This window comes from Streptomyces sp. NBC_00328, assembly GCF_036139655.1.
Classification (GTDB): domain Bacteria; phylum Actinomycetota; class Actinomycetes; order Streptomycetales; family Streptomycetaceae; genus Streptomyces.
Map to the genome: position 1 here is coordinate 5,498,734 of NZ_CP108013.1, position 24,962 is coordinate 5,523,695.

Genomic DNA, 24,962 nt, shown 5'->3' on the forward strand with positions numbered 1-24,962 from the left:
CCTCGGCAGCACAGGGATTGAGGGAGCACATGTCGTCCTACTTCACCGACCTGGCCCAGCAGTACATCGACGGCGAGTGGCGCCCGGGAACGGGCTCCTGGGACATCATCGATTTCAACCCGTACGACGGCGAGAAGCTGGCGTCGATCACGATAGCCACGGTCGACGAGGTCGATGACGCCTACCGCGCCGCCGAGCGCGCCCAGAAGAAGTGGGGCGCGACGAACGCGTACGCGCGCCGCGCGGTCTTCGAGAAGGCGCTCGCCGTCATCGACGAGCGCGAGGAAGAGATCACCGAGGTGATCATCGCCGAGCTCGGCGGCACCCGCCTCAAGGCGGCCTTCGAGCTGCACCTCGTCCGGGAGTTCCTGCGCGAGTCGGTCCAGCTCGCGCTGCGCCCCGAGGGGAAGATCATCCCCTCGCCGGTCGACGGCAAGGAGAACCGCCTCTACCGCGCCCCGGTCGGTGTCGTCGGCGTCATCAGCCCCTTCAACTTCCCCTTCCTGCTGTCGGTCAAGTCCGTGGCCCCCGCCCTCGCGCTCGGCAACGGCGTGGTCCTGAAGCCGCACCAGAACACCCCGATCGCCGGCGGCTCCCTGGTCGCGAAGATCTTCGAGGAGGCGGGCCTGCCCGGCGGTCTCCTCAACGTCGTCATCACCGACATCGCCGAGATCGGCGACGCCTTCATCGAGCACCCGGTGCCGAAGGTCATCTCCTTCACCGGCTCCGACAAGGTCGGCCGGCACGTCGCCACGGTCTGCGCCGCGAACTTCAAGCGCTCGGTGCTCGAACTGGGCGGCAACAGCGCCCTGGTGGTCCTGGAGGACGCCGACATCGACTACGCGGTCGACGCGGCGGTCTTCAGCCGTTTCGTCCATCAGGGGCAGGTCTGCATGGCCGCCAACCGCGTCCTCGTGGACCGGTCGATCGAGGCCGAGTTCACCGAGAAGTTCGTCGCCAAGGTCAGGACGCTGAAGACCGGTGACCCGAGGGACCCGCAGACGGTCATCGGCCCGGTCATCAACTCCTCCCAGGCGGACGCGCTGTCGGGCGTCGTCGAGCAGGCGATCACCGAGGGCGCCACCGCCCTGCTGCACGGCACCACCACGGACAACCTGGTCGAGCCCTCCGTCCTGACCGGCGTCCCCGCCGAATCGGACCTGCTCCGCCAGGAGGTCTTCGGCCCGGTCGTCTTCCTCGTCCCGTTCGACGGGGAGGAGGAGGCGGTCCGGATCGTCAACGACACCCCGTACGGCCTCTCGGGCGCCGTCCACACGGCCGACATCGAGCGCGGCGTGAACTTCGCCAAGCAGATCGACACCGGCATGTTCCACGTCAACGACGGCACCGTCCACGACGAGCCGCTCGTCCCCTTCGGCGGTGAGAAGCACTCCGGCATCGGCCGCCTGAACGGCGAGACGACGGTCGACGCGTTCACCACGACGAAGTGGATCTCGGTGCAGCACGGGCGGAGCCGCTTCCCCTTCTGAGACGCCTTCGCGTGATCGTCCAGCGCGCCCGGACCCTTGCGGACAGAAACTGACCGCAAGGGTCCGTAGCGTCATCGGTGTCATCCGGAAGGACCCGATGAAAGGCGGCCGGTCATGGTCATGCATGTGCGAGCGGAAGAACGGGGCGACGAGCGCGGGGCACTGCTCGCCTTCATCGAGGAGCAGCGCGGCGGTATCCGCCGGTCGCTGCTCGGGCTGACCGAGGAGCAGGCGGCGAGCAGGCCGAGCGCGAGTGAACTCTCCCTCTCCGGGCTGCTCAAGCATGCCGCCGAGGTCGAGCAGGGCTGGATCGCGCGGGCCAAGGGTGAGCCGCCCGCGGTGAAGCGGGACGAGTCGAACTGGCACGAGTGCTTCGTCCTCGCCGACGGCGAGACGGTCGCCTCGCAGCTCGCGTACTGGGAGAAGGTCGCCGCCGAGACGGAGGCCTTCCTGCGCTCGGTGCCGAGCCTCGACGACTCCTTCGCGCTTCCGCCCGACCCCTGGTTCCCGCCCGAGGGCCGTGTCTCGATGCGCTGGGTGGCCCTCCACCTGATCCGCGAGACGGCCCGGCACGCCGGGCACGCCGACATCATCCGCGAATCCCTGGACGGCAAGACGGCCTTCGAACTGGTGGCGATGGAACAGGGCTCCTCCGGGGGCTGACCGCGGCACCCCTAGGCTGGGCGCCATGTCAGCGATCCGTCTCCTCGTGCTCGGCGCGGTCCGCCAGCACGGGCGGGCCCACGGCTATCAGGTGCGCAACGACCTGGAGTACTGGGGCGCGCACGAGTGGTCCAACGCCAAGCCCGGCTCGATCTACCACGCGCTCAAGCAGATGGCCAAGCAGGGGCTGCTGCGCGCCCACGAGATCGCGCCGTCCACGGCCGGCGGGCCGCCGCGCACCGAGTACGAGATCACGGCCGAGGGGACCGAGGAGTTCCTGGCGCTGCTGCGCGAGTCCCTGACGTCGTACGACCAGAAGATGGACGTCCGCTCGGCGGGCATCGGCTTCATCGTCGACCTGCCGAGGGGCGAGGCGGTGGCCCTCCTGAAGGAGCGGATCCGCGGGATCGAGCAGTGGCGGTCGGCTGTCACCGAGCACTACGTGCCCGAGGACGGCCCCGCCGAGCTCGGGCACATCGGCGAGATCATGGACCTCTGGGTCCACTCGGCCGACGCCGACGCCGCGTGGACCCGCGGCCTGATCGCCCGCGTCGAGGGTGGCGCCTACACCTTCGCAGGGGAGGGCGAGTCGTTCGTCGGGGTCCTCCGGGACGACGAGGAGAACCCCTACGCGACGGGGGAGCGGCACCCGGAGGACGCGCGCTGACCGCGTGCCGACCCGCGCCGGTCCCCTTACTCATCAAGTTTGACTAATGCCGTGACCCGGCCTACCCTCCGTTGGCGCGCCAGTAGTCAAGTTTGATTACTGGCTCTGGGGCCGACCCGGAAACGGGCCGGAACGGAGGGAGCGGGATGACCGGAGCGATCGTCGTCGAAGGCGTACGCAAGCGGTACGGGGACCATCACGCGCTGGACGGACTGGACCTGCTGGCCGGGCGCGGCACGGTGCACGCGGTGCTCGGCCCCAACGGCGCGGGCAAGACCACCCTGGTCCGGATCCTGTCGACGCTGCTGCGGCCGGACGGCGGCCGGGTGGAGGTCGCCGGGCACGACGTGGTGCGCGAGGCCCGCCGGGTGCGGTCGCGCATCGGCCTGCTCGGCCAGAACGCCGCGCTCGACGAGGAGCTCGGCGGCCGGCAGAACCTGGAGATGTTCGGGCGCCTCCACCACGTGGGCTCCCGCGCCGCGCGGGCGCGGGCCGACGAACTCCTGGAGCGCTTCGGTCTCGCCGGCACCGGGCGCAAGGCGGTCCGCGCCTACAGCGGCGGCATGCGCCGCCGCCTGGACCTGGCCGCGTCGCTCATCACGGACCCCGAGGTCCTGTTCCTGGACGAGCCGACGACCGGGCTCGACCCGCGCGGCCGGTCCGAGGTCTGGGCGGCGGTGCGCTCCCTGGTCGGCGGCGGCACGACGGTGCTGCTCACCACCCAGTACCTGGAGGAGGCGGACCAGCTCGCGGTCTTCTTCCCGCTGGCGGTCCGGCGGTTCGCGCCTGAGCCGCTGACGAAGCACCACAGGGGCGGCCCGGCCCCTCGTCGGGGCCGGCCGCCCGGAGGGGGAGCCGGGCGGGCCTTCAGTGGTGGAAACCCGTCTCCGCCTCCTTGTCCTGGGTCAGCGGACGGGGCTGCCGACGTAGTTCGGGCAGCAGTCGCGTCAGGTCCCCGATGAAGAGGTCGGCGAGGTCGGAGGTGAAACCGTTGCGGCACACCACGCGCAGCACGGACAGGTCCTCGCGGTTCTCGGGGAAGGTGTACGCGGGCAGCAGCCAGCCGCTCTCGCGCATTCTCCGGGACACGTCGAACACGTCGTACGCCGTCACCTCGGGCGCCGTCGTGAAGGCGAACACCGGCAGTTCGTCCCCGCGGGTGATGAGCCGGAAGTCGCCCAGACAGTCGATGCGTTCGGCGAGGGCGCGGGCCACGTCCCTGGTCGTCTGCTGCACGGCCCGGTAGCCGGCCCGGCCCAGCCGCAGGAACGTGTAGTACTGCGCGACGACCTGCGCTCCGGGGCGCGAGAAGTTGAGGGCGAAGGTCGGCATGTCGCCGCCCAGGTAGTTCACCCGGAAGACCAGTTCCTCCGGCAGCTCGGCCGCCGTCCGCCACAGCGCCCAGCCGACACCCGGGTAGACCAGGCCGTACTTGTGCCCCGAGGTGTTGATCGACGACACCCTGGGCAGCCGGAAGTCCCAGATCAGGTCCTCGTCGATGAACGGCGCGACCATCGCCCCGGACGCGCCGTCGACGTGGACCGGGATGTCGAGGCCCGTGCGCTCCTGGAGCCGGTCCAGCGCCGCGCACAGCTCCTGGATCGGCTCGTACGACCCGTCGAAGGTGGAGCCGAGGATGCCGACGACGCCGATGGTGTTCTCGTCGCACAGCTCGGCCGCCGCCTCGGGGTCGAGGTGGAACCGGTCGCCCTCCATGGGGATCTGGCGGGCCTCGACCTCCCAGAAGTTGCAGAACTTCTCCCAGCACACCTGGACGTTCACGCCCATGACCAGGTTGGGCCGCGCGCCCGGGTAGCGGTCCGCGTTGCGCTGGGTCCAGCGCCGCTTGAGCGCCATGCCGGCGAGCATGCAGGCCTCGCTCGACCCGGTCGTCGAACAGCCCACCGCGGCCGACGGATCCGGCGCGTTCCACAGGTCGGCGAGCATCGCCACGCAGCGTCGCTCCAGTTCGGCCGTGCGGGGGTACTCGTCCTTGTCGATCATGTTCTTGTCCCGGCACTCCGCCATCAGTACCCCGGCCTGCGGTTCCATCCAGGTGGTGACGAAGGTGGCCAGGTTCAGCCGGGAGTTCCCGTCCAGCATGAGTTCGTCGTGGACGAGCTGGAGCGCGGTCGTGGGCGGCAGCGGGCCGTCGGGGAGGCGGTGCTTCGGCGGTGCCTCGATCATGCCGCTGACCGGATTGGTCTCCCCGTAGAACGGGTTGACGGAGGCGGGGCGTTCATCGGGCGTCGAGCGGCCCTGATGGAGCGGCATGGGCTTCTCCCAATGGTTCAGCGGGACGGGGCGTCCCCATGGTTCATCGGATGTGGGGTTCCCGCTGGTTCATTGGAGATGCGGTTCTCCGGTTGTTCACCGGACCGAACTTCCGTCGTCGCGCAGTTGCAACTGCGGCCGTCCGGTCACCAGCAGCCAGGCCGGCAGCGAGGCGATGCAGAGCAGGGCGATGATCGTGGGCGAGGACACCAGGACGGCGGCCGTGAACAGGCTCACCCAGCCCTGCCGGGTGGTCGCGAGGAGCACGCCCAGCACTCCGGCGGCCAGGCCCAGCGAGGCCGGGACCGAGGGCACGAGCGCGTGGGCGCACAGACCGAACGAGGCACCGGCGAAGACGGCCGGGAAGATCCGGCCGCCCCGGAACCCGCAGGACGTCGCGACGACCAGCGCGACCAGCTTCACCACGGCCATCAGCGCGTACCGGCCCGCCGAGTAGTCGTTCGGGTGCCGGGCGATCTCGGCGACCTCGTCCAGGCCCTTGAACAGCGTGAGCGGTCCGCCCAGACAGCCCAGCAGGCCGAGGACGAGCCCGCCGGCGGGCAGGGCGATCATGGGGTGGCGCAGGAGCGAGAACACCTTGTGGATGTAGGGGAACACGTAGACGGCGGCCATGCCGAGCACCGCCGCCGTGGAGGCGATCACCAGGGCGGACAGCACATCGGCCCAGCCGGGACTGCCGAGCGGGGGCAGATCGAGGTCGAAGCTGGCGTGGCCCAGCAGCGCCGTGGTCATCGAGCCCACGGACGCCGCCGTCAGTGGCGCGAAGAGGTTGTCCCACAGCAGGCCCTTCATCTGCCGGCCGGCGAGCGCCTCGGAAATGACCAGCGCCGCCGCGATCGGCGTACCGAACAGGGCGCCGATCGTTCCCGCCTCGGCCAGCATCACCCACAGCGCGCCGGGCGCCGCGGGCGCGAACCTGCGGCCCGCCCAGAACGCCAGCGCGACGTTGGTGGCGATGATCGGGTTCTCGGGACCGAGGCTCGGGCCGCCCGCCAGCATCAGCGCGGTCGCCACCAGCAGTCCGGGCAGGATGAAGGGGGCCATCGGCTCCTCCTGGAGCCCCACGGTGGCCGGGTCGGGCCCCGCGTGACCCGGCGCCTTCCACACCACCAGACCGACCAGGATGCCGGTGCTGGTGAGCATGACGATCATCCAGAGCGAGGAGTACCCGCCGATACCGAGCGCGTCCGGCAGGTCCGTCCAGAGAACGTCCTTGAGCTGGTCGGCGAGCTTGCTCACCCCCACGTAGAGAAGGCTCGAGACGGCGCCGACGGCCACGGCGGGGAGGAACAGTGGCAGCAGGGTGCGTGCGGGCGTCGCCTGGGTCGGGGCCGGTCCCGGGGGAGCCGCTTCGTGGGTCACGGGGTCACCCTAAGCGCGCGAATCGGACATAACATCCCGAGCGTCGCCGCCGGACGCCGCCCGAGCCGCATTGCCTGGCCCCTGGACTCCGGGCTTGCACCTCACGTCGCGTCAGGCCTCATCGTGAAGGGCGTACGGAGGAAGGAGCGGAAGTGGGCTATTCAGTGGGACAGGTCGCCGGGTTCGCCGGAGTCACGGTGCGCACGCTGCACCACTACGACGAGATCGGTCTGCTCGCGCCCGGCGAACGCAGCCACGCGGGTCACCGGCGCTACGACGACGCCGACCTCGACCGGCTGCAGCAGATCCTGTTCTACCGGGAGCTCGGCTTTCCGCTCGACGAGGTCGCCGCCCTGCTCGACGACCCGGAAGCGGACCCGCGCGCGCATCTGCGCCGCCAGCACGAGCTGCTGACCGCCCGGATCGAGAAGCTGCAGAAGATGGCCGCGGCCGTGGAGCACGCCATGGAGGCACGCACGATGGGCATCAACCTCACGCCCGAGGAGAAGTTCGAGGTCTTCGGGGACAAGGACCCCGAGGAACACGCGGAGGAGGCCGAACGCCGCTGGGGCGGTACGGAGACGTACGCCGAGTCGCAGCGCCGCACCGCCCGCTACACCAAGGACGACTGGAAGCGCATGCAGGCCGAGGTGGCCGCCTGGGGCGAGCGGTACGACGCCCTGATGGCGGCCGGGGAGCGGCCGGACGGCGTGCGGGCCATGGACATGGCCGAGGAACACCGGCAGCACATCACCAAGTGGTTCTACACCTGTACGTACGAGATCCACCGGGGCCTCGGTGACATGTACGTCGCGGACGAACGGTTCAAGGCGTTCTACGACTCCATGCGGCCGGGGCTGGCCGGACACCTCAGGGACGCGATCACGGCGAACGCCGCCCGGCAGACCGGGGAAGTCTGACAGGGAAACCGGGAAGCCTGACAGGTAAGGGGCGCCGACAGGGGCGGGCGCCCCTTACCTGTACGGAGCGGTCGCCGGGGGAGTGCAGGGCCCGCCGTCTCCACCGGTGCGGGCCACTGTCCCGCGGCGGGGGCTATTCCTTCACCAGGACCACGGCCGTGCCGTAGGCGCAGACCTCCGTGCCCACGTCCGCCGCCTCCGAGACGTCGAAGCGGAACATGAGCACGCCGTTGGCGCCCCGCGCGCGTGCCTGCTCCACAAGCCGCTCCATGGCCTGGTTGCGGGTCTCCACCAGCGTCTTGGTGAGCCCCTTGAGCTCTCCGCCGATCATCGACTTCAGGCCCGCGCCGATCTGGCTGCCCAGATGGCGTGAGCGGACCGTGAGACCGAAGACCTCGCCGACGACCTGCTCGACGCGATGACCGGGAACGTCGTTCGTCGTGACGACCAGGACGTCCGCGTGGGGACTCTGGCCGCCGCCGTATTCATCGATGCCCATGGTCCACAGCTTTGTCCCAGTCGTCGCACAGTGCATCCTGGAGTCACGGGTGGAACCTGGCGTCGGCACATTGCGTTGATAGCTTTGGCCGGCCGTACAGGACTGCCCTCCCTTCACCCCTCAGGAGTCCGGACCCGTGATGACGCTTGCCCTCGGTCCCAGCTGGCTGGATCCGAACACGCTCCTGGACAATTTCGGCATCTGGGGCCTGCTGCTGGTGGTGTTCGCCGAGTCCGGCCTGCTCATCGGCTTCTTCCTGCCGGGTGACTCGCTGCTGTTCACCTGCGGTCTGCTGATCGCCACGGACGCCATGGACTTCCCGCTGTGGGCGGCGATCCCGCTGATCTGTCTCGCCGCGGTCCTCGGCGACCAGGCGGGTTACCTCTTCGGCAAGAAGGTCGGACCCTCGCTCTTCACGCGCCCGGACTCCCGCCTGTTCAAGCAGGAGAACGTGGTCAAGGCCAACGAGTTCTTCGAGAAGTACGGCCCCAAGTCCCTGGTGCTGGCCCGCTTCGTGCCCATCGTGCGCACGTTCACGCCGATCATCGCGGGCGTCAGCGGCATGAAGTACCGCCCCTTCGTCACCTTCAACATCATCGGCGGTGTCCTGTGGGGCGCTGGTGTCACGCTGCTCGGCGCCTGGCTCGGCAAGATCGAGTTCGTCAACAAGCACATCGAGCTGATCCTGATCCTGATCGTGCTCGTCTCGGTCGTCCCGATCATGATCGAGTTCCTGCGCGCCCGCTCCCAGGCCAAGAAGAACCCGCCCCGGCAGGCGGAGGAGTCCCAGGACTTCCAGGACTTCCAGGAGCCCTTCCCGGCCCGGCCCGAGGGCGCCCGCACCCGTCCCGCCGCGCCCGTCATGGACGACGCGACCAGGCCGCTGCGCGTCCCGCCGGTCCACGGGGGCCAGGACTCGTCGTACAACGGCCAGAACCAAGGCGGTCCCTACGGCAACCAGGGCCAGGGGCAGGGCTACGGGAACCAGGGCCAGGATCAGTCGTACGGGGACCAGGGCCAGGGTCAGCCGTACGGCAATCAGGGCCACGGCCAGGCCTACGGGAACCAGGGCCAGGGCTACGGCCGTCAGGGTGACGCGTACCCGGCCCAGCAGCAGCCCCAGCCTCAGCAGCAGTACCAGCCCCAGCAGCAGTACCAGCAGCCGTACGGCCAGGACCAGGGCTACGGCTACGACCAGCAGCAGTACGACCAGGGTTACCAGCAGGGCCAGCAGGGCCAGCAGGGCCAGCAGGGCCAGCAGGGCCAGCAGGGCCAGCAGGGCTATGACCAGGGCCAGGCCCACCCGCAGCAGTACCCCCAGGGCCACCCCGGGCGTCAGTACGGTGCCGAACAGCACCCCTACGGCCAGGGCCCCGCGCAGAACTGACGCACCAGCCCGGTCCTCCTCGGACCGGGCTTTCCGGGACCGGGCCTCAGAAGCCGCGTGTCCGCTTGGCGGCCCGCCGCCCGCCGGCGGAGCCGCCCGGCAGACGCAGGAACAGCCGCGAGATCTCCGAACCCAGGTTCACGCCGATCGCGATGGCCATGGCGAGGGCCGCGGCCTTGGTGAGCGACACCAGCCCCTTGTCGACGTTGTTCTGGGCGATCGACAGCAGCCCGAAGTACGTCGCCGAACCGGGCAGCAGCGGGCCGATCGCGGCCGTTGTGTAGGGCAGCGCGGAAGCGAACCGGTAGCGCGAGAGCAGTTGCCCGAAGAGGCCCACCAGGCCCGCGGCGACGGCCGTGGAGGCCACCGGAGAGAGGCCACCCGCGTAGTGCATCGCCCCGTACACCGACCAGGCCACGCCCCCGTTGAGGGTCACGGCGAGGACGGTGGAACGTTCCTGCTGGAGCAGCACCGCGAAGGTGAGCGACAGCAGCATCGACGCGGCGATCTGGATCAGGGGCCGCTCGGAGAGGCTCAGCGCCGCGTCCGGGTCGAGCTGGGCGCCCAGCTTCACGCCGAAATAGAGCACCAGCAGGACGCCGGAGACGATCCCCACGAAGAAGTACATGACTTCGAGCAGCCGCGCGGACGCGGTGATGTAGAAGCCGGTCAGCCCGTCCTGCACCCCCGCGACGAGCGCCCGCCCCGGCAGCAGCGCGAAGAGCCCACCGGTGATCACCGCGGAGGCGTTCACATCGACGTGCGCCAGCGTGAGCGCGACCCCTATCGCAGCCGGCGGCATCGCGGCCACCGTGAACTGGTAGAACTCCGGCAGCCCGCGTCCGGCGCACAGCCAGGCGAGCCGGTCGCCGAGCATCGCGCCGAGCGCGGCGGCGACGAACACGATCGCGTCACCGCCGACGAGCACGGAGGCCGCGCCGGCCAGCAGCCCTCCGGAGGCCGTCAGCACCCAGCCGGGGTACGGGTGCCGGTTGCGCCGCATCTCCGCGAGCCGCCTGTAGGCCTCTTCCAGGGGGATCGCGGTCTCGGGGTCGCTCAGGTCGTCGACGAGCCGGTAGACGGCCGCCAGGCGCGTGTAGTCGGTGCCCCGGCGGCGCACCGTCCGTGACGCCGTCACCGGGTCGTCCACCAGGGACGGCTGGTGCGAGATCGACAGCAGGGTGAAGGTGACGTTCGGCTCGCAGCGGTCGAGTCCGTAGGAGCGGCAGACGGCGAACATCGCCGTCTCCACGTCCTCGGCACCCTCGCCGCCCGCGAGGAGCAGCTCGCCGATGCGCAGGGTCAGGTCCAGGACGCGCGGGACGGCGGGCCCCGACTCGTCCTCCTTGTGCACGGGCTCGGGCGCGGGCCGCTCGGTCACCGGCATGCGCAGCATCGTGCGCATGCGGTCCTGCCACGGCGCGTCCTTGGTCAGGCTGACCAGGGGGACGCCGGTCGCCGGTGTGAAGGCGGGAGGCGCGTCCCGGGCACTGTAGGTGCGCGGAGTGCTGAACGCCGAGCCCCCGTGCTCCGGCCCGGCGGGATGCGGTGCGTCGAGGCCCTGGGGGAGCGCGAACTCCGAGGTCGTCGACGATTCCTCGTCGGCCGCCGCCGGGCCCGGCGGCGCCACACCCGTGGGCGGGCTGAAAGCACTCCTCGCCTCGTCCGAGTGCGGCTTGCGGTCTTCCGCTTCCGGGTCCGCCACCAACTCCAGCCTCGCCTTTCCCGTCTGTGTCGTTCTCCTTCTTGCCTTCCGTACGCCTCAGTATGCGTACGGACACACGAACGGGCCGCGTGGCCCCAGGGGGATCACGCGGCCCGTTCGGAAGAGGGGGAGGTCAGCGACCGCCCGCAAGGAGGTCAGTGACCGCCCTGGTCCTTCAAGCGCTTGTAGGAACGCTCGATCTCGGCCTCGGCTTCCGCGCGGCCGACCCAGTCGGCGCCCTCGACGGACTTGCCCGGCTCCAGGTCCTTGTAGACCTCGAAGAAGTGCTGGATCTCCAGGCGGTCGAACTCCGACACGTGGTGGATGTCGCGCAGGTGCTCCACACGCGGGTCGTGCGCCGGGACGCACAGCAGCTTGTCGTCGCCGCCGGCCTCGTCCGTCATACGGAACATGCCGATCGCGCGGCACTGGATGAGGCAGCCCGGGAAGGTCGGCTCGTCCAGGATGACGAGGGCGTCCAGCGGGTCGCCGTCCTCGCCGAGGGTGTTCTCGACGAAGCCGTAGTCGGCCGGGTAGCTGGTCGAGGTGAAGAGTCGACGGTCCAGACGGATCCGACCGGTCTCGTGGTCCACCTCGTACTTGTTCCGTGAACCCTTCGGAATCTCGATCGTGACGTCGAACTCCACCGGTGGCTCCTCCATGATCAGCACATAGTTCTGGTGATTAAGTGTCCCTCACGCAGGTGGGTGATCGCGAAAGGGGCTGGTGGTCGTGCCAGAGCTGAGGGCTTGGCGGGCCGCGAGACCGCATGTGGTGCGGGTCGCGCGGATGGTGAAACCGCATGTGGCGCGGGTCACCCGAGCCGTGCGGCCGCGTGCCGTGCGGCTGACGACGCCGCAGCTCACAGCCGTCGCGACCACCGTCGGCCTGGCACTCGCGGCCGGGGTGGTGACCTCGGCCGGTCCCTGGGACTCCACCGGCCAGCGTACGGCCGAGCGGGACTGGGCCGCATCGCGGGCGCCCGAGGGTGGCACAGATCACGCACGTAAATCCGGTACGCCCCGAACGTCACCCCGGCCCGCCCCCAGCGCCGCCTCCGTGCTGGCCGGACTCGGCGGCTCCGCGAGTGCCGTGCCCGCCCCCGCCGGGAAGGCCCTCGCGAACGTCCTCGACCCGCTGCTGGCCGACCCCGTCCTCGGCTCGGTGCGCACCGCGGTCGTGGTCGACGTGGCGACCGGCAAGCGGCTCTACGGCAAGGGTGCCGACCAGGTCCAGACGCCGGCCTCCACCACGAAGATCGCGACCGCGGTCGCCGCCCTCACCGCGCTGGGCCCCGACCACCGCATCCAGACGCGTACGGTCCTGGAGCCCGACACCAAGGAGGTCGTGCTCGTCGGCGGCGGCGACCCCACGCTGACCGCCCGCAAGCCCGCGGACGGCTGGGCGGACCTGGGCCCCCTCGCCGAGGAGACGGCCACTGCCCTGAAGGCCCGTCACATGGACCACGTGACGCTCTCCTACGACACCTCGCTGTACTCCGGCCCCGGCCTTCACCCCATCGGGGTGAACGACAACATCGCGAAGGTCACCCCCCTGATGGCCGACGAGGGCCGCCTGGACCACTCGACCAGCGGGCCGGCCGGGCGCGCCATGGACCCGGCGGCGGACGCCGCGCGGACGTTCGCGGACCTGCTGCACGGCCACGGCATCACCGCCACGGCGCCCGGCCCCTCGAAGGCGACGAGCCGCTCCCAGGCCCTCGCCTCCGTCTCCTCGCCGCCGCTGTCCGCCCTGGTCGAGCGGATGCTGACCAACAGTGACAACGACATCGCCGAGGCGCTGGCCCGTCAGGTCGCCCTCGCCACCGGCGAGGAACCCAGCTTCGACGGCGACGCGAAGGCGATCCGCGCCCAGCTGAAGAAACTCGGACTCCCGCTGACCGGGGCGCAGTTCGCCGACGGCAGCGGCCTGAACCGCGCCGACAGGCTCTCCGCCGACCTGCTCACCGCCCTGCTGGCCAAGGCCGGCGACCCGGCCCACCCCGAGCTCCGGCCGGTCCTCACCGGCCTGCCCGTCGCCGGCTTCACCGGCACCCTCAGCGCCCGGTACACCGACACTCCGACCGCCACCGGAGTCGTCCGCGCCAAGACGGGCACGCTGACCGGGGTCAACACCCTCGCCGGCACCGTCGTCGACAAGGACGGCCGCCTGCTGGCGTTCGCCTTCCTGACCTCCGACGCCGCCAACCCCCCGAACCCCCGGGAGGCCCGGGCGGCGTTGGACCACGCGGCGACGGCACTCGTGGCGTGCGGCTGCCGGTAGCGCGCCCGGACCGGGAACCCGGCCCCTTCCGGCCCGTGGGAATCAGGAGCACCACCAGCCCCTCGACCCGGACGCATACGGTGTCGGACCCTCACCGCAGCCGGACCCGCTCACGTACGGTTGACGCATGACGAGCATCGGTGGTGCTGCATCTACTGGGATGGTCGACTGGAATCTCGCGGTGGCGACCGCGACCCGGCTCGTACGGCCGGGCCCGGAGGTGAGCCGCGACGAGGCCCGGGCGATCGTCGCCGAGCTGCGCCGGCACGCGAAGGCCTCGGAGGAACACGTCCGGGGCTTCACCCGTTTGGGTGCGGACGTCGTCCACGACACCCCCGTACTCGTCGTCGACCGCCCCGGCTGGGTCCGGGCCAACGTCGCCGGGTTCCGGGAGATCCTCAAGCCCCTTCTGGACAAGATGCAGGAACGACGCGGGAGCGGCACCGGCGGAGCCGTCCTCGGAGCCGTCGGTGGCAAGGTCACCGGCGTCGAACTGGGCATGCTGCTGTCGTTCCTGTCCTCGCGGGTCCTCGGGCAGTACGAGACGTTCGCGCCCGCGACCCGGGACCTGCCCGCGGGGGCGCCCACCGCCTCCGGCAGCGGCGGCGGCAGGCTCCTGCTGGTCGCCCCGAACATCGTGCACGTCGAGCGTGAACTCGACGTCCAGCCCCACGACTTCCGCCTGTGGGTGTGCCTCCACGAGGAGACGCACCGCACCCAGTTCACGGCCGTGCCCTGGCTGCGCGACCACCTGGAGGGCGAAATCCAGTCGTTCTTGGGGGAGACCGAGGTCGACCCCATGACCGTCCTGGAGCGCATCAGGGAGGCCGCGCAGTCGCTCTCCGGCTCCCGCCCCGACACCGAGGAGGACGACGGCGGACGTTCCCTCGTGGAAATCGTGCAGACGCCCGCCCAGCGCGAGATCCTCGGCCGGCTCACCGCCGTGATGTCCCTCCTGGAGGGACACGCCGACTTCGTGATGGACGGCGTCGGGCCCGCCGTGGTCCCCTCCGTCGCCGAGATCCGCGAGAAGTTCCAGCAGCGCCGCGCCAAGGGCGCCTCCCGCCTCGACCTGGCCCTGCGCAAACTGCTCGGCCTGGACGCCAAGCTCAGGCAGTACAAGGACGGCGAGCGGTTCGTACGGGCGGTCGTCGACGAGGTCGGCATGGACGGCTTCAACCGTGTGTGGACCTCTCCGAACACGCTCCCGACCAAGGCGGAGATCGCCAAACCGGCGGATTGGGTCGCGCGGGTGCACCGCAGGACGGAGTCGTGAAGCCTCCCGGAGGGTGGTGAAACGAATCCGGCCGATGGCAGGCAAACGCTCCCGCTATCACCCATCCGAGGGACCGTGGAGCACGGGTAGGCGTGCAATGCTCGGGGAACGCCCCGGCTCTGTCACCATCTACACACTCTGAGTGACAGATCCCCGGGCTAACCCCCCGAAAACTTCATGAAGGGAACCGGACATGGGTCCCCATCCTGCGGTCGCGGCGATACGCCTGGCGGTCCGCCGCGTACTCCACGACATCCTGACCGAGCAACCGCCCGCCCACGACACCCGGCGCACGCCCGCACGCGGTGCCGCGCGCCCCTGCGCGCCCGACGCGGAACGCGTCCCCGCCCCCGGAACGCGGCGCAGCGTCGCCGCTCCCGCGCGCGCCCCGCACGACCAGAACCGCACGAGCGCCCGGCCCCGTCCCGGCGAGGACGCCGCCCCGGCGCCGCTCGTGCTCGTCGCCTGCTCCGGCGGCGCCGACTCCATGGCGCTCGCCTCCGCCCTCGCCTTCGAAGCCCCCAAACTCGGCATCCGCGCCGGTGGCGTCACCGTCGACCACGGTCTGCAGGCGGGCTCCGAGCTGCGCGCCGACGAAGTCGTGCTGCGCCTCACCGAGCTGGGGCTCGCCCCGGCCGAGTCGATCGCCGTCACCGTCGGCCGCGACGGAGGCCCCGAGGCCGCCGCGCGCGACGCCCGGTACGCCGCCCTGGACTCCGCCGCCGAACGCCACGGCGCCACCGCGATCCTCCTCGGCCACACACGTGACGACCAGGCCGAGACGGTCCTGCTCGGCCTCGCCCGCGGCTCCGGCATCCGCTCCCTGTCCGGAATGGCCGCGGTCTCGGGGGCCGACGGCCGCTACCGCCGTCCCTTCCTGCACCTGGACCGGCAGACCGCCCGCAAGGCCTGCATGGTCCAGTCGCTGCCCGTCTGGGACGACCCGCACAACGCCGATCCGGCCTACACCCGCTCCCGGCTCCGCCACGAGGGTCTGCCCGCCCTAGAGAAGGCCCTGGGCAAAGGAGTCGTCGAGGCTCTCGCCCGTACGGCCCAGCTCTCCCGGGACGATGCCGACGCCCTCGACGCGTGGGCCAGCCAGGCCGAGGCGTCCGTACGCGACGCGGCCGGCCTTCTGGAGTGCGCCAAGCTCTACGCCCTGCCGCCCGCAGTGCGCCGCCGGATCCTGCGCCGCGCGGCCATCGAGGCGGGTGCTCCGGCCGGTTCGCTGTTCGCCCGGCACATCGAGGAGATCGACCGGCTGATCACCGGATGGCGCGGTCAGGGGGCCATCAATCTCCCGGGCAAAGTCGTCGCCCAGCGCCAGGGTGGCAGACTGGTGATTCGGCAAGGCTGAAACCGGACCCTGCACCGGGGCCGCTCACGCGGCTCCCCGGGACCCCTTCACTCGGGTCGCGGGTGGTCCGAACGGCCGCGCGGGAGAGCCGAAGGGGACCGTCGCCGGTTACATGGCGCCCTGTAGGTGACGAGCCCAAAAAAGTGGGACGGACGACCGAAAGTGATGCGGGTGGACGCGAAAGACATGGGTACCGACCTCAAGTCGGTGCTCATCACCAAGGAAGAGATCGACGCGAAGCTGGTCGAGCTGGCCGCGAAGATCGACGCGGAGTACGCGGGCAAGGACCTGCTGATCGTCGGGGTGCTCAAGGGTGCCGTGATGGTCATGGCGGACCTCGCGCGTGCGCTGTCCACCCCCGTCACGATGGACTGGATGGCCGTGTCGTCGTACGGCGCGGGCACCCAGTCCTCCGGCGTGGTGCGGATCCTCAAGGACCTGGACACCGACATCAAGGGCAAGCACGTCCTGATCGTCGAGGACATCATCGACTCCGGGCTGACCCTGTCCTGGCTGATCTCCAACCTCGGCTCCCGCGAGCCCGCCTCGCTCAAGGTGTGCACGCTGCTGCGCAAGCCGGACGCGGCCAAGGTCGCGATCGACGTCGAGTGGGTCGGCTTCGACATCCCGAACGAGTTCGTCATCGGCTACGGCCTCGACTACGCCGAGAAGTACCGCAACCTCCCGTTCGTCGGTACGCTCGCGCCTCACGTCTACGGCGGCTGAGCCGCACTCTTCCTGAGGGCGGCTCAGTCGGCTCAGTCCTCGTGGGACGGATCGGGAACCCCAGCGGGTTTCGCGCCGTTGGAGCATTCGTGGACGGGATTGCCAGCAGTCCCCTGCGGCTTCGGGTGACAATGCTGGGGTACCGTCCGAAGAACAGTCTTTATCAAACTCACTATGGCAGGAGGGACGGGGCGGCTCCGCTCCGTATGGATGGACGTGAAGCGATACTTCCGTGGGCCGGTCATGTGGATCGTGCTGGCCGTCCTTGCCGTGGTCGTGTTGATGCAGGTCGTCGGTTCGTCCGGCGGCTACAAGACGGTGGACACCGGCCAGGTCGTCAAGGCGATCAATGACAACCAGGTCGAGTCGGCCAAGATCACCACCGGTGACGAGCAGGTCATCAAGGTCTCGCTGAAGGACGGCGAGAAGGTTGACGGCAGCTCGAAGATCCAGGCGAGTTACATCGGCGACCAGGGCGTGGCCCTGGCCAACACACTGCAGGACAAGTACCAGAACAAGCAGATCCCGGACGGCTACACCGTCTCGCCGTCCAAGCAGAACCCCTTCGTGGGCATCCTGCTGTCCCTGCTTCCCTTCGTCCTCATCGTCGTCGTCTTCCTGTTCCTGATGAACCAGATGCAGGGTGGCGGCTCCCGGGTCATGAACTTCGGGAAGTCCAAGGCGAAGCTCATCACCAAGGACACCCCGAAGACGACGTTCTCGGACGTGGCGGGCTCGGACGAGGCCGTCGAGGAGCTCCAGGAGATCAAGGAGTTCCTCCAGGAGCCGGCGAAGTTCCAGGCCGTCGGCGCGAAGATCCCCAAGGGCGTCCTGCTCTACGGGCCTCCTGGTACGGGCAAGACGCTCCTCGCACGCGCCGTCGCGGGCGAAGCCGGCGTTCCCTTCTACTCGATCTCGGGTTCCGACTTCGTCGAGATGTTCGTCGGCGTCGGTGCCTCCCGAGTCCGTGACCTGTTCGAGCAGGCCAAGGCGAACGCTCCGGCGATCGTCTTCGTCGACGAGATCGACGCGGTCGGCCGCCATCGCGGCGCCGGCCTCGGCGGTGGTCACGACGAGCGCGAGCAGACCCTCAACCAACTGCTCGTCGAGATGGACGGCTTCGACGTGAAGGGCGGCGTCATCCTGATCGCCGCCACGAACCGGCCCGACATCCTCGACCCGGCCCTCCTGCGCCCCGGCCGCTTCGACCGTCAGATCGCGGTCGACCGTCCGGACATGCAGGGCCGTCTGGAGATCCTCAAGGTTCACCAGAAGGGCAAGCCGGTCGCTCCGGACGTCGACCTTTCCGCGGTGGCTCGCCGGACCCCCGGCTTCACCGGTGCCGACCTGGCGAACGTGCTGAACGAAGCGGCGCTGCTCACCGCGCGCAGCAACCAGAAGCTGGTCGACAACTCCATGCTGGACGAGGCGATCGACCGCGTGGTCGCGGGCCCGCAGAAGCGGACCCGGATCATGTCGGACAAGGAGAAGAAGATCACCGCGTACCACGAGGGCGGACACGCCCTGGTCGCGGCGGCTTCCCCGAACTCCGACCCGGTCCACAAGATCACGATCCTGTCGCGCGGCCGTGCCCTCGGCTACACGATGGTCCTGCCGGACGAGGACAGGTACTCCACGACGCGCAACGAGATGCTGGACCAGCTCGCGTACATGCTGGGCGGCCGCGCGGCCGAGGAGCTCGTCTTCCACGACCCGACCACCGGTGCCGCGAACGACATCGAGAAGGCCACGGCCACCGCTCGTTCGATGGTCACGCAGTACGGCATGACCGAGCGTCTCGGCGCGATCAAGTTCGGCGGCGACAACACCGAGCCCTTCCTGGGCCGGGAGATGTCGCACCCGCGCGACTACTCGGAAGAGGTCGCCGCGCTCGTCGACGAAGAGGTCAAGAAGCTCATCGAGAACGCGCACAACGAGGCCTGGGAGATCCTGGTCGAGAACCGCGACGTCCTCGACGCGCTGGTGCTCCAGCTGCTGGAGAAGGAGACGCTGAGCAAGGAGCAGATCGCCGAGGTCTTCGCTCCCATCGTGAAGCGCCCGGCCCGCCCCGCGTGGACCGGCTCCTCCCGTCGTACCCCGTCCACCCGCCCGCCGGTGCTCTCCCCCAAGGAGCTGTCGCTGACGAACGGGGCGAACGGATCGACGGCGGCCATCGCCACCGCGACGGAGTCCGTCCCGGTCACGGAGACGGCCCCGGAGGACCGCACCGACAGCTGAGTCCGCTCGGCTCCGGGCGGCCTCACCAGGCCCGGAATGGATGCCGCGCCCCCCAGGTTCTAGCCTGGGGGGCGCGGCATTTTCGTGTGCCCGCACCTTTCGGACGCGTCGAGACACGTGCAGGATCCACAGGAACGAGGACCAGATGACCGACCCCGTGACGCTGGACGGCGAGGGCGTGATCGGCGAGTTCGACGAGAAGCGTGCCGAGAACGCCGTACGGGAGCTCCTGATCGCGGTCGGCGAGGACCCGGACCGCGAGGGCCTGCGGGAGACGCCGGCGCGGGTGGCGCGGGCGTACAAGGAGATATTCGCGGGCCTGCTGCAGCGGCCGGAGGACGTGCTGACGACGACGTTCGACCTGGGCCACGACGAGATGGTCCTGGTGAAGGACATCGAGGTGTTCAGCACCTGTGAGCACCACCTGGTCCCGTTCCGGGGTGTCGCGCACGTCGGCTACATCCCGTCCACCAGCGGCAAGATCACCGGCCTGTCCAAGCTGGCCCGTCTCGTCGACGTCTACGCCCGTCGTCCCCAGGTCCAGGAGCGGCTGACGACGCAGATCGCCGACTCCCTGATGGAGATCCTGGAGCCGCGCGGCGTGATCGTGGTCATCGAGTGCGAGCACATGTGCATGTCCATGCGCGGCATCCGCAAGCCCGGTGCGAAGACCATCACGTCGGCGGTGCGCGGACAGCTGCGGGACGCCGCGACCCGCAACGAGGCGATGAGCCTGATCATGGCCCGATAGACCCCGCTAGACCGCGGCCCGCTCCGGGCGATCCACCGAACCGATCCGGACGACACCCGCGGGGACTTGGCGCCCGGTGCCGGACTACGCCACCGGGGCCGTCCCGTCGCGGTGCTGGTCGTCGTCCTCCGGGAGTCTGCAGACGCGTTCCAGGAAGAAGGCGGCCGCTATCACGCCGATTCCGGCGAGGACGGAGAGGCCGGCGTAGATGGCCTGGTCGCGGCGGGCGGGGTCCTCCAGCCATCCCAGGAGGAAGACGCCGGTGCCGCCGTACATGCCCGCCACCAGGGCGGCCACCAGGGCGCTCGCCTGACCGAAGACGACCGCGCGGGCGGCCATCAGCGGATCGACGCCCTTGGCGCCGGGGCGGCGCTCGCGCTGGGCCTTGAGGCGGGCGCGCAGCGACAGGGCTGTGGCGAGGAGGACGATCGCGATCAGGGCGAGGACGATGGGGGCGGCCAGCGGGACCCGGGGAAGTGTGCCCACCGCGTTCCACAGGCGGGCGCCCGCCCAGGACAGCACTCCGGCCACCACGAACACGGCAGCCAGTGTCCTGATCCGCAGCTGTTTCACGTTGCCCCTTCGGTAGCCCGCGTGCGGCCGTGCCCGTGTCGGGGCCGGCCAGTGGTCGTCTTGACCTTAACGACTACTCGGGCAGCCGGAGTTCCAGGTCGGCGCGGGCCGTGACATCGTCCCTGGTGATGGTGTCCAGGAGCCGGGCGACGGCGCCGTGGCCGGCGAGCTGTGCCTCGGGATCCACGTCGTGCCAGGGGGCGAGGACGAAGGCCCTCTCGTGGGCGCGGGGGTGAGGGAGGGTCAGCACCGGGTCGTCGGAGACGACATCGGCGTACGCCACGATGTCGACGTCGATCGTGCGCGGGCCCCAGCGCTCGTCCCGTACGCGGTGGAAGGCCTCCTCGACCGCGTGGGCCCGCTCCAGGAGCGAGGACGGCGGGAGGGTGGTCCTGAGCACCACGACCGCGTTCAAGTACGAGGGCTGGCTGCCCGGTTCGACCCCCCACGGCTCGGTCTCGTAGACGGGGGAGACCGCTTTGACCCGGACGCCCGGGGTGTCCTCCAGGGCGTCGACGGCTCCCTGGAGGTTCTCCAGGCGGTTGCCCAGGTTCGAGCCGAGCGAGATCACCGCGCGTTTGGGGTTGCTCAGGGTCGTGTCGGCGGCGTCGACCTGCTCGACCACGGAGGCGGGCACCGGCTGGACGGTCGGGTCGCTCTGACCCTCGGTGAAGGACGTGGTCATACTCGGCTCCGGATGATCGTGACGGTCACGTCGTCGAAGGGGACCGTGATGGGCGCGTCCGGTTTGTGGACGCAGACCTCGACCTCCTGTACCCCGTCGTGCTTGAGACACGTCTGGGCGATGCGCTCGGCGAGCGTCTCGATGAGATCGACCGGCTCGCCCTCGACCACGGCGACGACCTCTTCCGCCACGATGCCGTAGTGCACGGTCTTCGCCAGGTCGTCGTCGGCCGCGGCCGGGCGGGTGTCCAGGCCCAGCGTGAGGTCCACGATGAAGGTCTGGCCCTCCTCGCGCTCCTTCTGGAAGACGCCGTGGTGCCCGCGGGCCTTGAGGCCGCGCAGCGCGACACGATCCACGCGAATCACTCCTGCAATTGTCGGGGAAGGCCTTCGTACGCCGAATGCGGTCGGCACACCGGCCTCGAACGAATCTACCTGCGGGCACTGACAACGCTCGCCCGCGAGGACTGCGCCCCGGCGAAGGCCACAAGCCTTCACCGGGCGTTTCCCCCGGGGAACGCTGCGGCTCACGGGCTGGTAGCCGCCCCTACCCCGGACCGGAGATTCCAATCACCCATTGCTCTCCCCGGGCCGCATACCCACTCAACCGGCGGTGTCCTCGTCTTCTTCCTCACCGGACTCGGCCAGCACGGGGGAGGCGTGGTGGGACCAGAGTTTCCAGCCCTCGGGGGTACGGCGGAACACGTTCGTGGCGACGACCAGCTGGCCGACGAGCGGGCCGAGCTCTTCGCCCTCGTCGGGCGCGGGACCGCCGCTGAGGATGTTCTCGGTGCAGGTCACCAGGGCCGTGTCGCCGGACACGGAGACGCGCACGTCGGTGAGGAAGAACTGGATGTACTCCGTGTTCGCCATGATCAGCGCGTACGAGCGGAGCACCTCGCCGCGGCCGTTGAGGACGGGCCAGCCGGGGTGGACGCAGGACACGACCGCGCCCTCGCCCTCGAAGTCGTCGTCGGAGGTGTCCAGCGGGGCCAGCCACAGCGAGGTCAGCTCCTCGAAGTCACCCCGTTCCATCGCCTCGTAGTACGCCGTGTTGGCGAGTTCGACCTGCTCGATGTCGGTTCGGGGTGTGCTCACCGGGCACCCTCGACGGCCGGACCGCCGGCGGCGTCGGGGGCCCCGCCAGAGCGGGCTCCCTCGACGGCGCGGGCGACCCGTACGGCGTCGGCGGTGGCCCGTACCTCGTGCACGCGGACCGCCCAGGCGCCCTGCTGGGCGGCGATCGCCGAGACGGCGGCGGTGGCGGCGTCGCGCTCGCGCGCGGGAGGCGGGGCGCCTTCGGGGCCGGCCAGGACGCGGCCGAGGAAACGCTTGCGGGAGGCGGCGACCAGCAGGGGGTGCCCGAGGCCGCTCAGACGGTCGAGGTGGGCCAGGAGGGCCAGGTCGTGCTCGGGGTCCTTGGAGAAGCCGAGCCCGGGGTCGACGACGACGCGGTCGGGGGCGATGCCACCCTCCAGGACGGCCTCCACGCGCGCGTGGAGTTCGTCGAGGACCTCGGAGACGACGTCCTCGTACGTCCCCTGGATGTTGCCGCCCGCCAGGAGGCCGCGCCAGTGCATGACCACGAAGGGGGCGCCCGCGGCCGCCACGGCCGGGATCATCGCGGGGTCGGCGAGGCCGCCGCTGACGTCGTTGACGAGGGCGGCGCCCGCGGCGAGCGACCGCTCGGCGACGGAGGCGCGCATCGTGTCCACGGAGACGGTGACGCCCTCGGAGGCGAGGCCGCGGACGACGGGGATGACGCGCTTGAGCTCCTCGGCCTCGTCGACACGGGTGGCTCCGGGGCGGGTGGACTCGCCGCCCACGTCCACGAGGTCGGCGCCCTCGGCGACCAGGCCGAGGCCGTGCTTGACCGCGGCCGTCGTGTCGAACCAGCGGCCGCCGTCGGAGAAGGAATCGGGGGTGACGTTCACGACCCCCATGACCGCGCAGCGGTCCCACGTCGGCAGTCCCGCGACTCGGCCGCGCCCGCGCTCAATACTCATACGTCCAGCCTAGGCCCCTTACGGGAGGCCTCATCGCCCCTTGACGGGCCCCGTGGGCTCCGCCGGTCCAGGGGGCGGGGACCGGCGGAGCCCACCTGGCTACGCCGCCCTGATCCCCCGTTCCGTGGGCGCGTGGGCGCAGGGACGGAGGGCCGGTGCCCGGCGGCGCAGGATCCGGGGCAGGGCGAGGTTCACGAAGCCCTCGGCCTGCATGGCGGCGAGGCCGATGCGGGGGAGGTCGCGGGAGGCGGCGTAGACCACGAAGCGGGGCTCCCAGCGCGGGCGGAACTTGGCGTTGAACTTGTACAGCGACTCGATCTGGAACCAGCGGGACAGGAACACGAGCAGTCCGCGCCAGGCGCGCAGCACCGGTCCCGCGCCGATCTTCTCGCCGCGCGCGAGCGCCGAGCGGAACATCGCGAAGTTGAGCGAGATCCTCTCGATGCCGAGGCGGGGTGACGCCTGGAGGGCCGCCACGATGAGGAGTTCGTTCATACCGGGGTCGGCGGCGCGGTCGCGGCGCATGAGGTCGAGCGACACGCCGTCCGTGCCCCACGGGACGAAGTGCAGGACGGCCTTCAGATCGCCGTACGGGCCGGGCGGATCGTCGGCCTTGTGCGCCGTGGCGATCAGACAGTCGCCGTCGGACGGGTCACCGATCCGGCCGAGCGCCATGGAGAAACCTCGCTCGGTGTCGGTGCCGCGCCAGTCCTCCGCGGCGCGCCGTATCCGCTCCAGTTCGCCTTCGCCGAGGTCACGGATGCGCCGTACCCGGGTCTCGTAACCGGCGCGCTCGATGCGCTTGACCATCTGGCGCACGTTTCGCATCGCGCGCCCGGACAGGGAGAAATCCGCGACGTCCACCACCGCCTCGTCGCCGAGTTCGAGGGCGTCGAGGCCGGTTTCGCGGGTCCACACCTCGCCGCCGGTCTCGGAGCAGCCCATGACGGCGGGTGTCCAGGAGTGTGCCCTGGCCTCGTCCATGAAGCGCTCGATCGCGCCGGGCCAGGCCTCCACGTCGCCGATGGGGTCGCCGCTGGCGAGCATCACCCCGGAGACGACCCGGTAGGTGACCGCCGCCTTGCCGCTGGGCGAGAAGACGACCGCCTTGTCGCGGCGGAGCGCGAAGTGGCCGAGGGAGTCGCGGCCGCCGTGCCGGTCCAGGAGGCCGCGCAGCCGGGTCTCGTCGTCCTCCGTGAGGCGGGCGGCGGGGTGTTCGGGCCGGAAGGCGAAGTAGACGGTGGTGACGGCGGTGAGCCAGCCGAGCGCGCCGAGGGAGAAGGCGACGGTCCAGGACGTGGGTCCCGCGTAGTCGACGGGGCCTTCGAAGCCGACCAGGCCGTACAGGACGTGACTGATGCGGTCGGCCAGGCTCGGGTCGCCGATCATGCGGTCCTCGTGGACGCTGACGATGACGAGTCCGAGGACGAGGGAACCGGCGCCCATGAGAACGAAGTTGGCGAGCGCGCGCCAGCGGCTGCGTGGATCGGGCAGCGCGGCGAACTCGTCGCGGTGGCGCAGCAGCGGGGCGAGCAGCGCGGCCGAGATGACGACGCCGATCACCGAGTGGCGGTACGCGAACTGCGCGGCGGCACCCGCGGGCAGCAGCAGGACCGCGGCGCGCCATGCCCGGCGCTTGCGGCGCCGCAGCCCGTGGGCGAGCAGCAGCAGGAGCACGCCGGCGCTGAGCGACAGCGCCGCGGCGAAGGGCCCGAACGAGCCGGGCAGCACCTCGGCCAGGGCGTGCATACGGCTGTGACGGAAGCGCGGGAAGACGCCCGCGGCGATGTCCAGGAGCCCTACGAGTGTGCAGGCCCTGGCGATCAGGGCGGGGACGGCCTCCGGGCTCGGACCGCGCAGTACGCGCCGCGTCCGGCCTGTGCGGCCTGGAACCCCACCTGACAATTCCCCATCTATCCTGACAGACATCGCATCCCGTGGTTCCGCGAGAGACCGTGAATCCGGCGCCATTCCGGCATCCGGCGACATTGCGCCCTCTAGGACGGTGTCTTGGGGAGACAGGTTCACTCCCTTCAGGAAAGCCGGTTCAAAAGGCAAGGAAAGTCCAGGGCAAGTGCTC

At 70.6% G+C, this 24,962-nt stretch carries 23 protein-coding genes; 12 read left to right on the forward strand and 11 right to left on the reverse strand.

Going from position 1 to position 24,962, the window contains the following annotated elements:
- The first annotated feature begins 29 nt into the window (after nt 1-29).
- The 4 genes from OG485_RS24105 (at nt 30) to OG485_RS24120 (ending at nt 3,782) form a co-directional block, all read left to right on the forward strand.
- Nucleotides 30-1,490: an aldehyde dehydrogenase family protein gene (locus tag OG485_RS24105; protein ID WP_328670651.1), complete on the forward strand. Its 1,461-nt coding sequence runs from the start codon at nt 30-32 to the stop codon at nt 1,488-1,490.
- Between the two features lie 114 nt (nt 1,491-1,604).
- Nucleotides 1,605-2,153, forward strand: a complete 549-nt coding sequence (locus tag OG485_RS24110; protein WP_328670652.1) for a DinB family protein — start codon at nt 1,605-1,607, stop codon at nt 2,151-2,153.
- Between the two features lie 25 nt (nt 2,154-2,178).
- On the forward strand, nt 2,179-2,820 hold the full coding sequence (locus OG485_RS24115; RefSeq protein WP_328670653.1) for a PadR family transcriptional regulator: 642 nt from the start codon (nt 2,179-2,181) through the stop codon (nt 2,818-2,820).
- 146 nt (nt 2,821-2,966) lie between these two features.
- Nucleotides 2,967-3,782, forward strand: a complete 816-nt coding sequence (locus OG485_RS24120; protein WP_328670654.1) for an ABC transporter ATP-binding protein — start codon at nt 2,967-2,969, stop codon at nt 3,780-3,782.
- Here OG485_RS24120 and OG485_RS24125 read toward each other — a convergent pair.
- Complete coding sequence (locus OG485_RS24125) at nt 3,688-5,094, reverse strand: glutamate decarboxylase (RefSeq protein WP_328670655.1); 1,407 nt, start codon at nt 5,092-5,094, stop codon at nt 3,688-3,690. The genes OG485_RS24120 and OG485_RS24125 overlap by 95 nt on opposite strands.
- Nucleotides 5,095-5,190: 96 nt before the next feature.
- Nucleotides 5,191-6,477, reverse strand: a complete 1,287-nt coding sequence (locus tag OG485_RS24130; protein WP_328670656.1) for an ion channel protein — start codon at nt 6,475-6,477, stop codon at nt 5,191-5,193.
- Between the two features lie 152 nt (nt 6,478-6,629).
- On the opposite strand from OG485_RS24130, the gene OG485_RS24135 reads away from it, so the two are divergent.
- On the forward strand, nt 6,630-7,397 hold the full coding sequence (locus OG485_RS24135; protein WP_328670657.1) for a MerR family transcriptional regulator: 768 nt from the start codon (nt 6,630-6,632) through the stop codon (nt 7,395-7,397).
- A 133-nt stretch (nt 7,398-7,530) separates the two neighbouring features.
- On the opposite strand, the gene OG485_RS24140 is transcribed toward OG485_RS24135, so the two are convergent.
- Entirely contained in the window at nt 7,531-7,896 is a 366-nt protein-coding gene (locus tag OG485_RS24140) for a YbjQ family protein (RefSeq protein ID WP_326786343.1), read from the reverse strand.
- Nucleotides 7,897-8,032: 136 nt separating this feature from the next.
- On the opposite strand from OG485_RS24140, the gene OG485_RS24145 reads away from it, so the two are divergent.
- Nucleotides 8,033-9,283, forward strand: coding sequence for a DedA family protein (locus tag OG485_RS24145; protein ID WP_328670658.1), 1,251 nt, complete (start codon nt 8,033-8,035; stop codon nt 9,281-9,283).
- 46 nt (nt 9,284-9,329) lie between these two features.
- Here the strand turns inward: OG485_RS24145 and OG485_RS24150 are convergent, their stop codons facing one another.
- The gene (locus tag OG485_RS24150; RefSeq protein WP_328670659.1) at nt 9,330-10,988 is read right to left on the reverse strand and encodes a threonine/serine ThrE exporter family protein; all 1,659 of its coding nucleotides are present in this window, start codon (nt 10,986-10,988) and stop codon (nt 9,330-9,332) included.
- Between the two features lie 155 nt (nt 10,989-11,143).
- Nucleotides 11,144-11,635, reverse strand: coding sequence for an inorganic diphosphatase (locus tag OG485_RS24155; protein WP_326786340.1), 492 nt, complete (start codon nt 11,633-11,635; stop codon nt 11,144-11,146).
- Nucleotides 11,636-11,714: 79 nt separating this feature from the next.
- Between OG485_RS24155 and dacB the strand changes: the two genes are divergently transcribed.
- The 6 genes from dacB to folE all read left to right on the forward strand — a co-directional run bounded on the left by dacB (nt 11,715) and on the right by folE (nt 19,619).
- Entirely contained in the window at nt 11,715-13,271 is a 1,557-nt protein-coding gene (dacB, locus tag OG485_RS24160) for a D-alanyl-D-alanine carboxypeptidase/D-alanyl-D-alanine endopeptidase (protein ID WP_328670660.1), read from the forward strand.
- A gap of 127 nt (nt 13,272-13,398) precedes the next feature.
- Nucleotides 13,399-14,547, forward strand: a complete 1,149-nt coding sequence (locus OG485_RS24165) for a zinc-dependent metalloprotease (protein ID WP_328670661.1) — start codon at nt 13,399-13,401, stop codon at nt 14,545-14,547.
- Between the two features lie 193 nt (nt 14,548-14,740).
- Nucleotides 14,741-15,904 (forward strand): tRNA lysidine(34) synthetase TilS, encoded by a 1,164-nt coding sequence (tilS, locus tag OG485_RS24170; RefSeq protein ID WP_328670662.1) that lies wholly within the window; start codon nt 14,741-14,743, stop codon nt 15,902-15,904.
- 165 nt (nt 15,905-16,069) lie between these two features.
- Entirely contained in the window at nt 16,070-16,630 is a 561-nt protein-coding gene (gene hpt, locus OG485_RS24175; protein ID WP_261704688.1) for a hypoxanthine phosphoribosyltransferase, read from the forward strand.
- 210 nt (nt 16,631-16,840) lie between these two features.
- Nucleotides 16,841-18,868, forward strand: a complete 2,028-nt coding sequence (gene ftsH, locus OG485_RS24180) for an ATP-dependent zinc metalloprotease FtsH (protein ID WP_328670663.1) — start codon at nt 16,841-16,843, stop codon at nt 18,866-18,868.
- A 145-nt stretch (nt 18,869-19,013) separates the two neighbouring features.
- Nucleotides 19,014-19,619 (forward strand): GTP cyclohydrolase I FolE, encoded by a 606-nt coding sequence (gene folE, locus OG485_RS24185; protein ID WP_328670664.1) that lies wholly within the window; start codon nt 19,014-19,016, stop codon nt 19,617-19,619.
- Nucleotides 19,620-19,703: 84 nt separating this feature from the next.
- Here the strand turns inward: folE and OG485_RS24190 are convergent, their stop codons facing one another.
- The 6 genes from OG485_RS24190 to OG485_RS24215 form a co-directional block, all read right to left on the reverse strand.
- Nucleotides 19,704-20,192, reverse strand: coding sequence for a DUF3180 domain-containing protein (locus tag OG485_RS24190; RefSeq protein ID WP_326786335.1), 489 nt, complete (start codon nt 20,190-20,192; stop codon nt 19,704-19,706).
- A gap of 73 nt (nt 20,193-20,265) precedes the next feature.
- Entirely contained in the window at nt 20,266-20,877 is a 612-nt protein-coding gene (gene folK / locus OG485_RS24195; protein ID WP_328670665.1) for a 2-amino-4-hydroxy-6-hydroxymethyldihydropteridine diphosphokinase, read from the reverse strand.
- On the reverse strand, nt 20,874-21,233 hold the full coding sequence (folB, locus tag OG485_RS24200; RefSeq protein ID WP_037625942.1) for a dihydroneopterin aldolase: 360 nt from the start codon (nt 21,231-21,233) through the stop codon (nt 20,874-20,876). The genes folK and folB overlap by 4 nt, the downstream gene beginning before the upstream one ends.
- 246 nt (nt 21,234-21,479) lie before the next feature.
- A complete protein-coding gene (locus OG485_RS24205; RefSeq protein ID WP_328670666.1) occupies nt 21,480-21,974 on the reverse strand; it encodes a nuclear transport factor 2 family protein in 495 nt (164 codons plus the stop codon).
- A complete protein-coding gene (gene folP, locus OG485_RS24210; protein WP_328670667.1) occupies nt 21,971-22,882 on the reverse strand; it encodes a dihydropteroate synthase in 912 nt (303 codons plus the stop codon). The genes OG485_RS24205 and folP overlap by 4 nt, the downstream gene beginning before the upstream one ends.
- 99 nt (nt 22,883-22,981) lie before the next feature.
- A complete protein-coding gene (locus OG485_RS24215; RefSeq protein WP_443048750.1) occupies nt 22,982-24,811 on the reverse strand; it encodes a phosphatidylglycerol lysyltransferase domain-containing protein in 1,830 nt (609 codons plus the stop codon).
- Nucleotides 24,812-24,962: the final 151 nt, after the last annotated feature.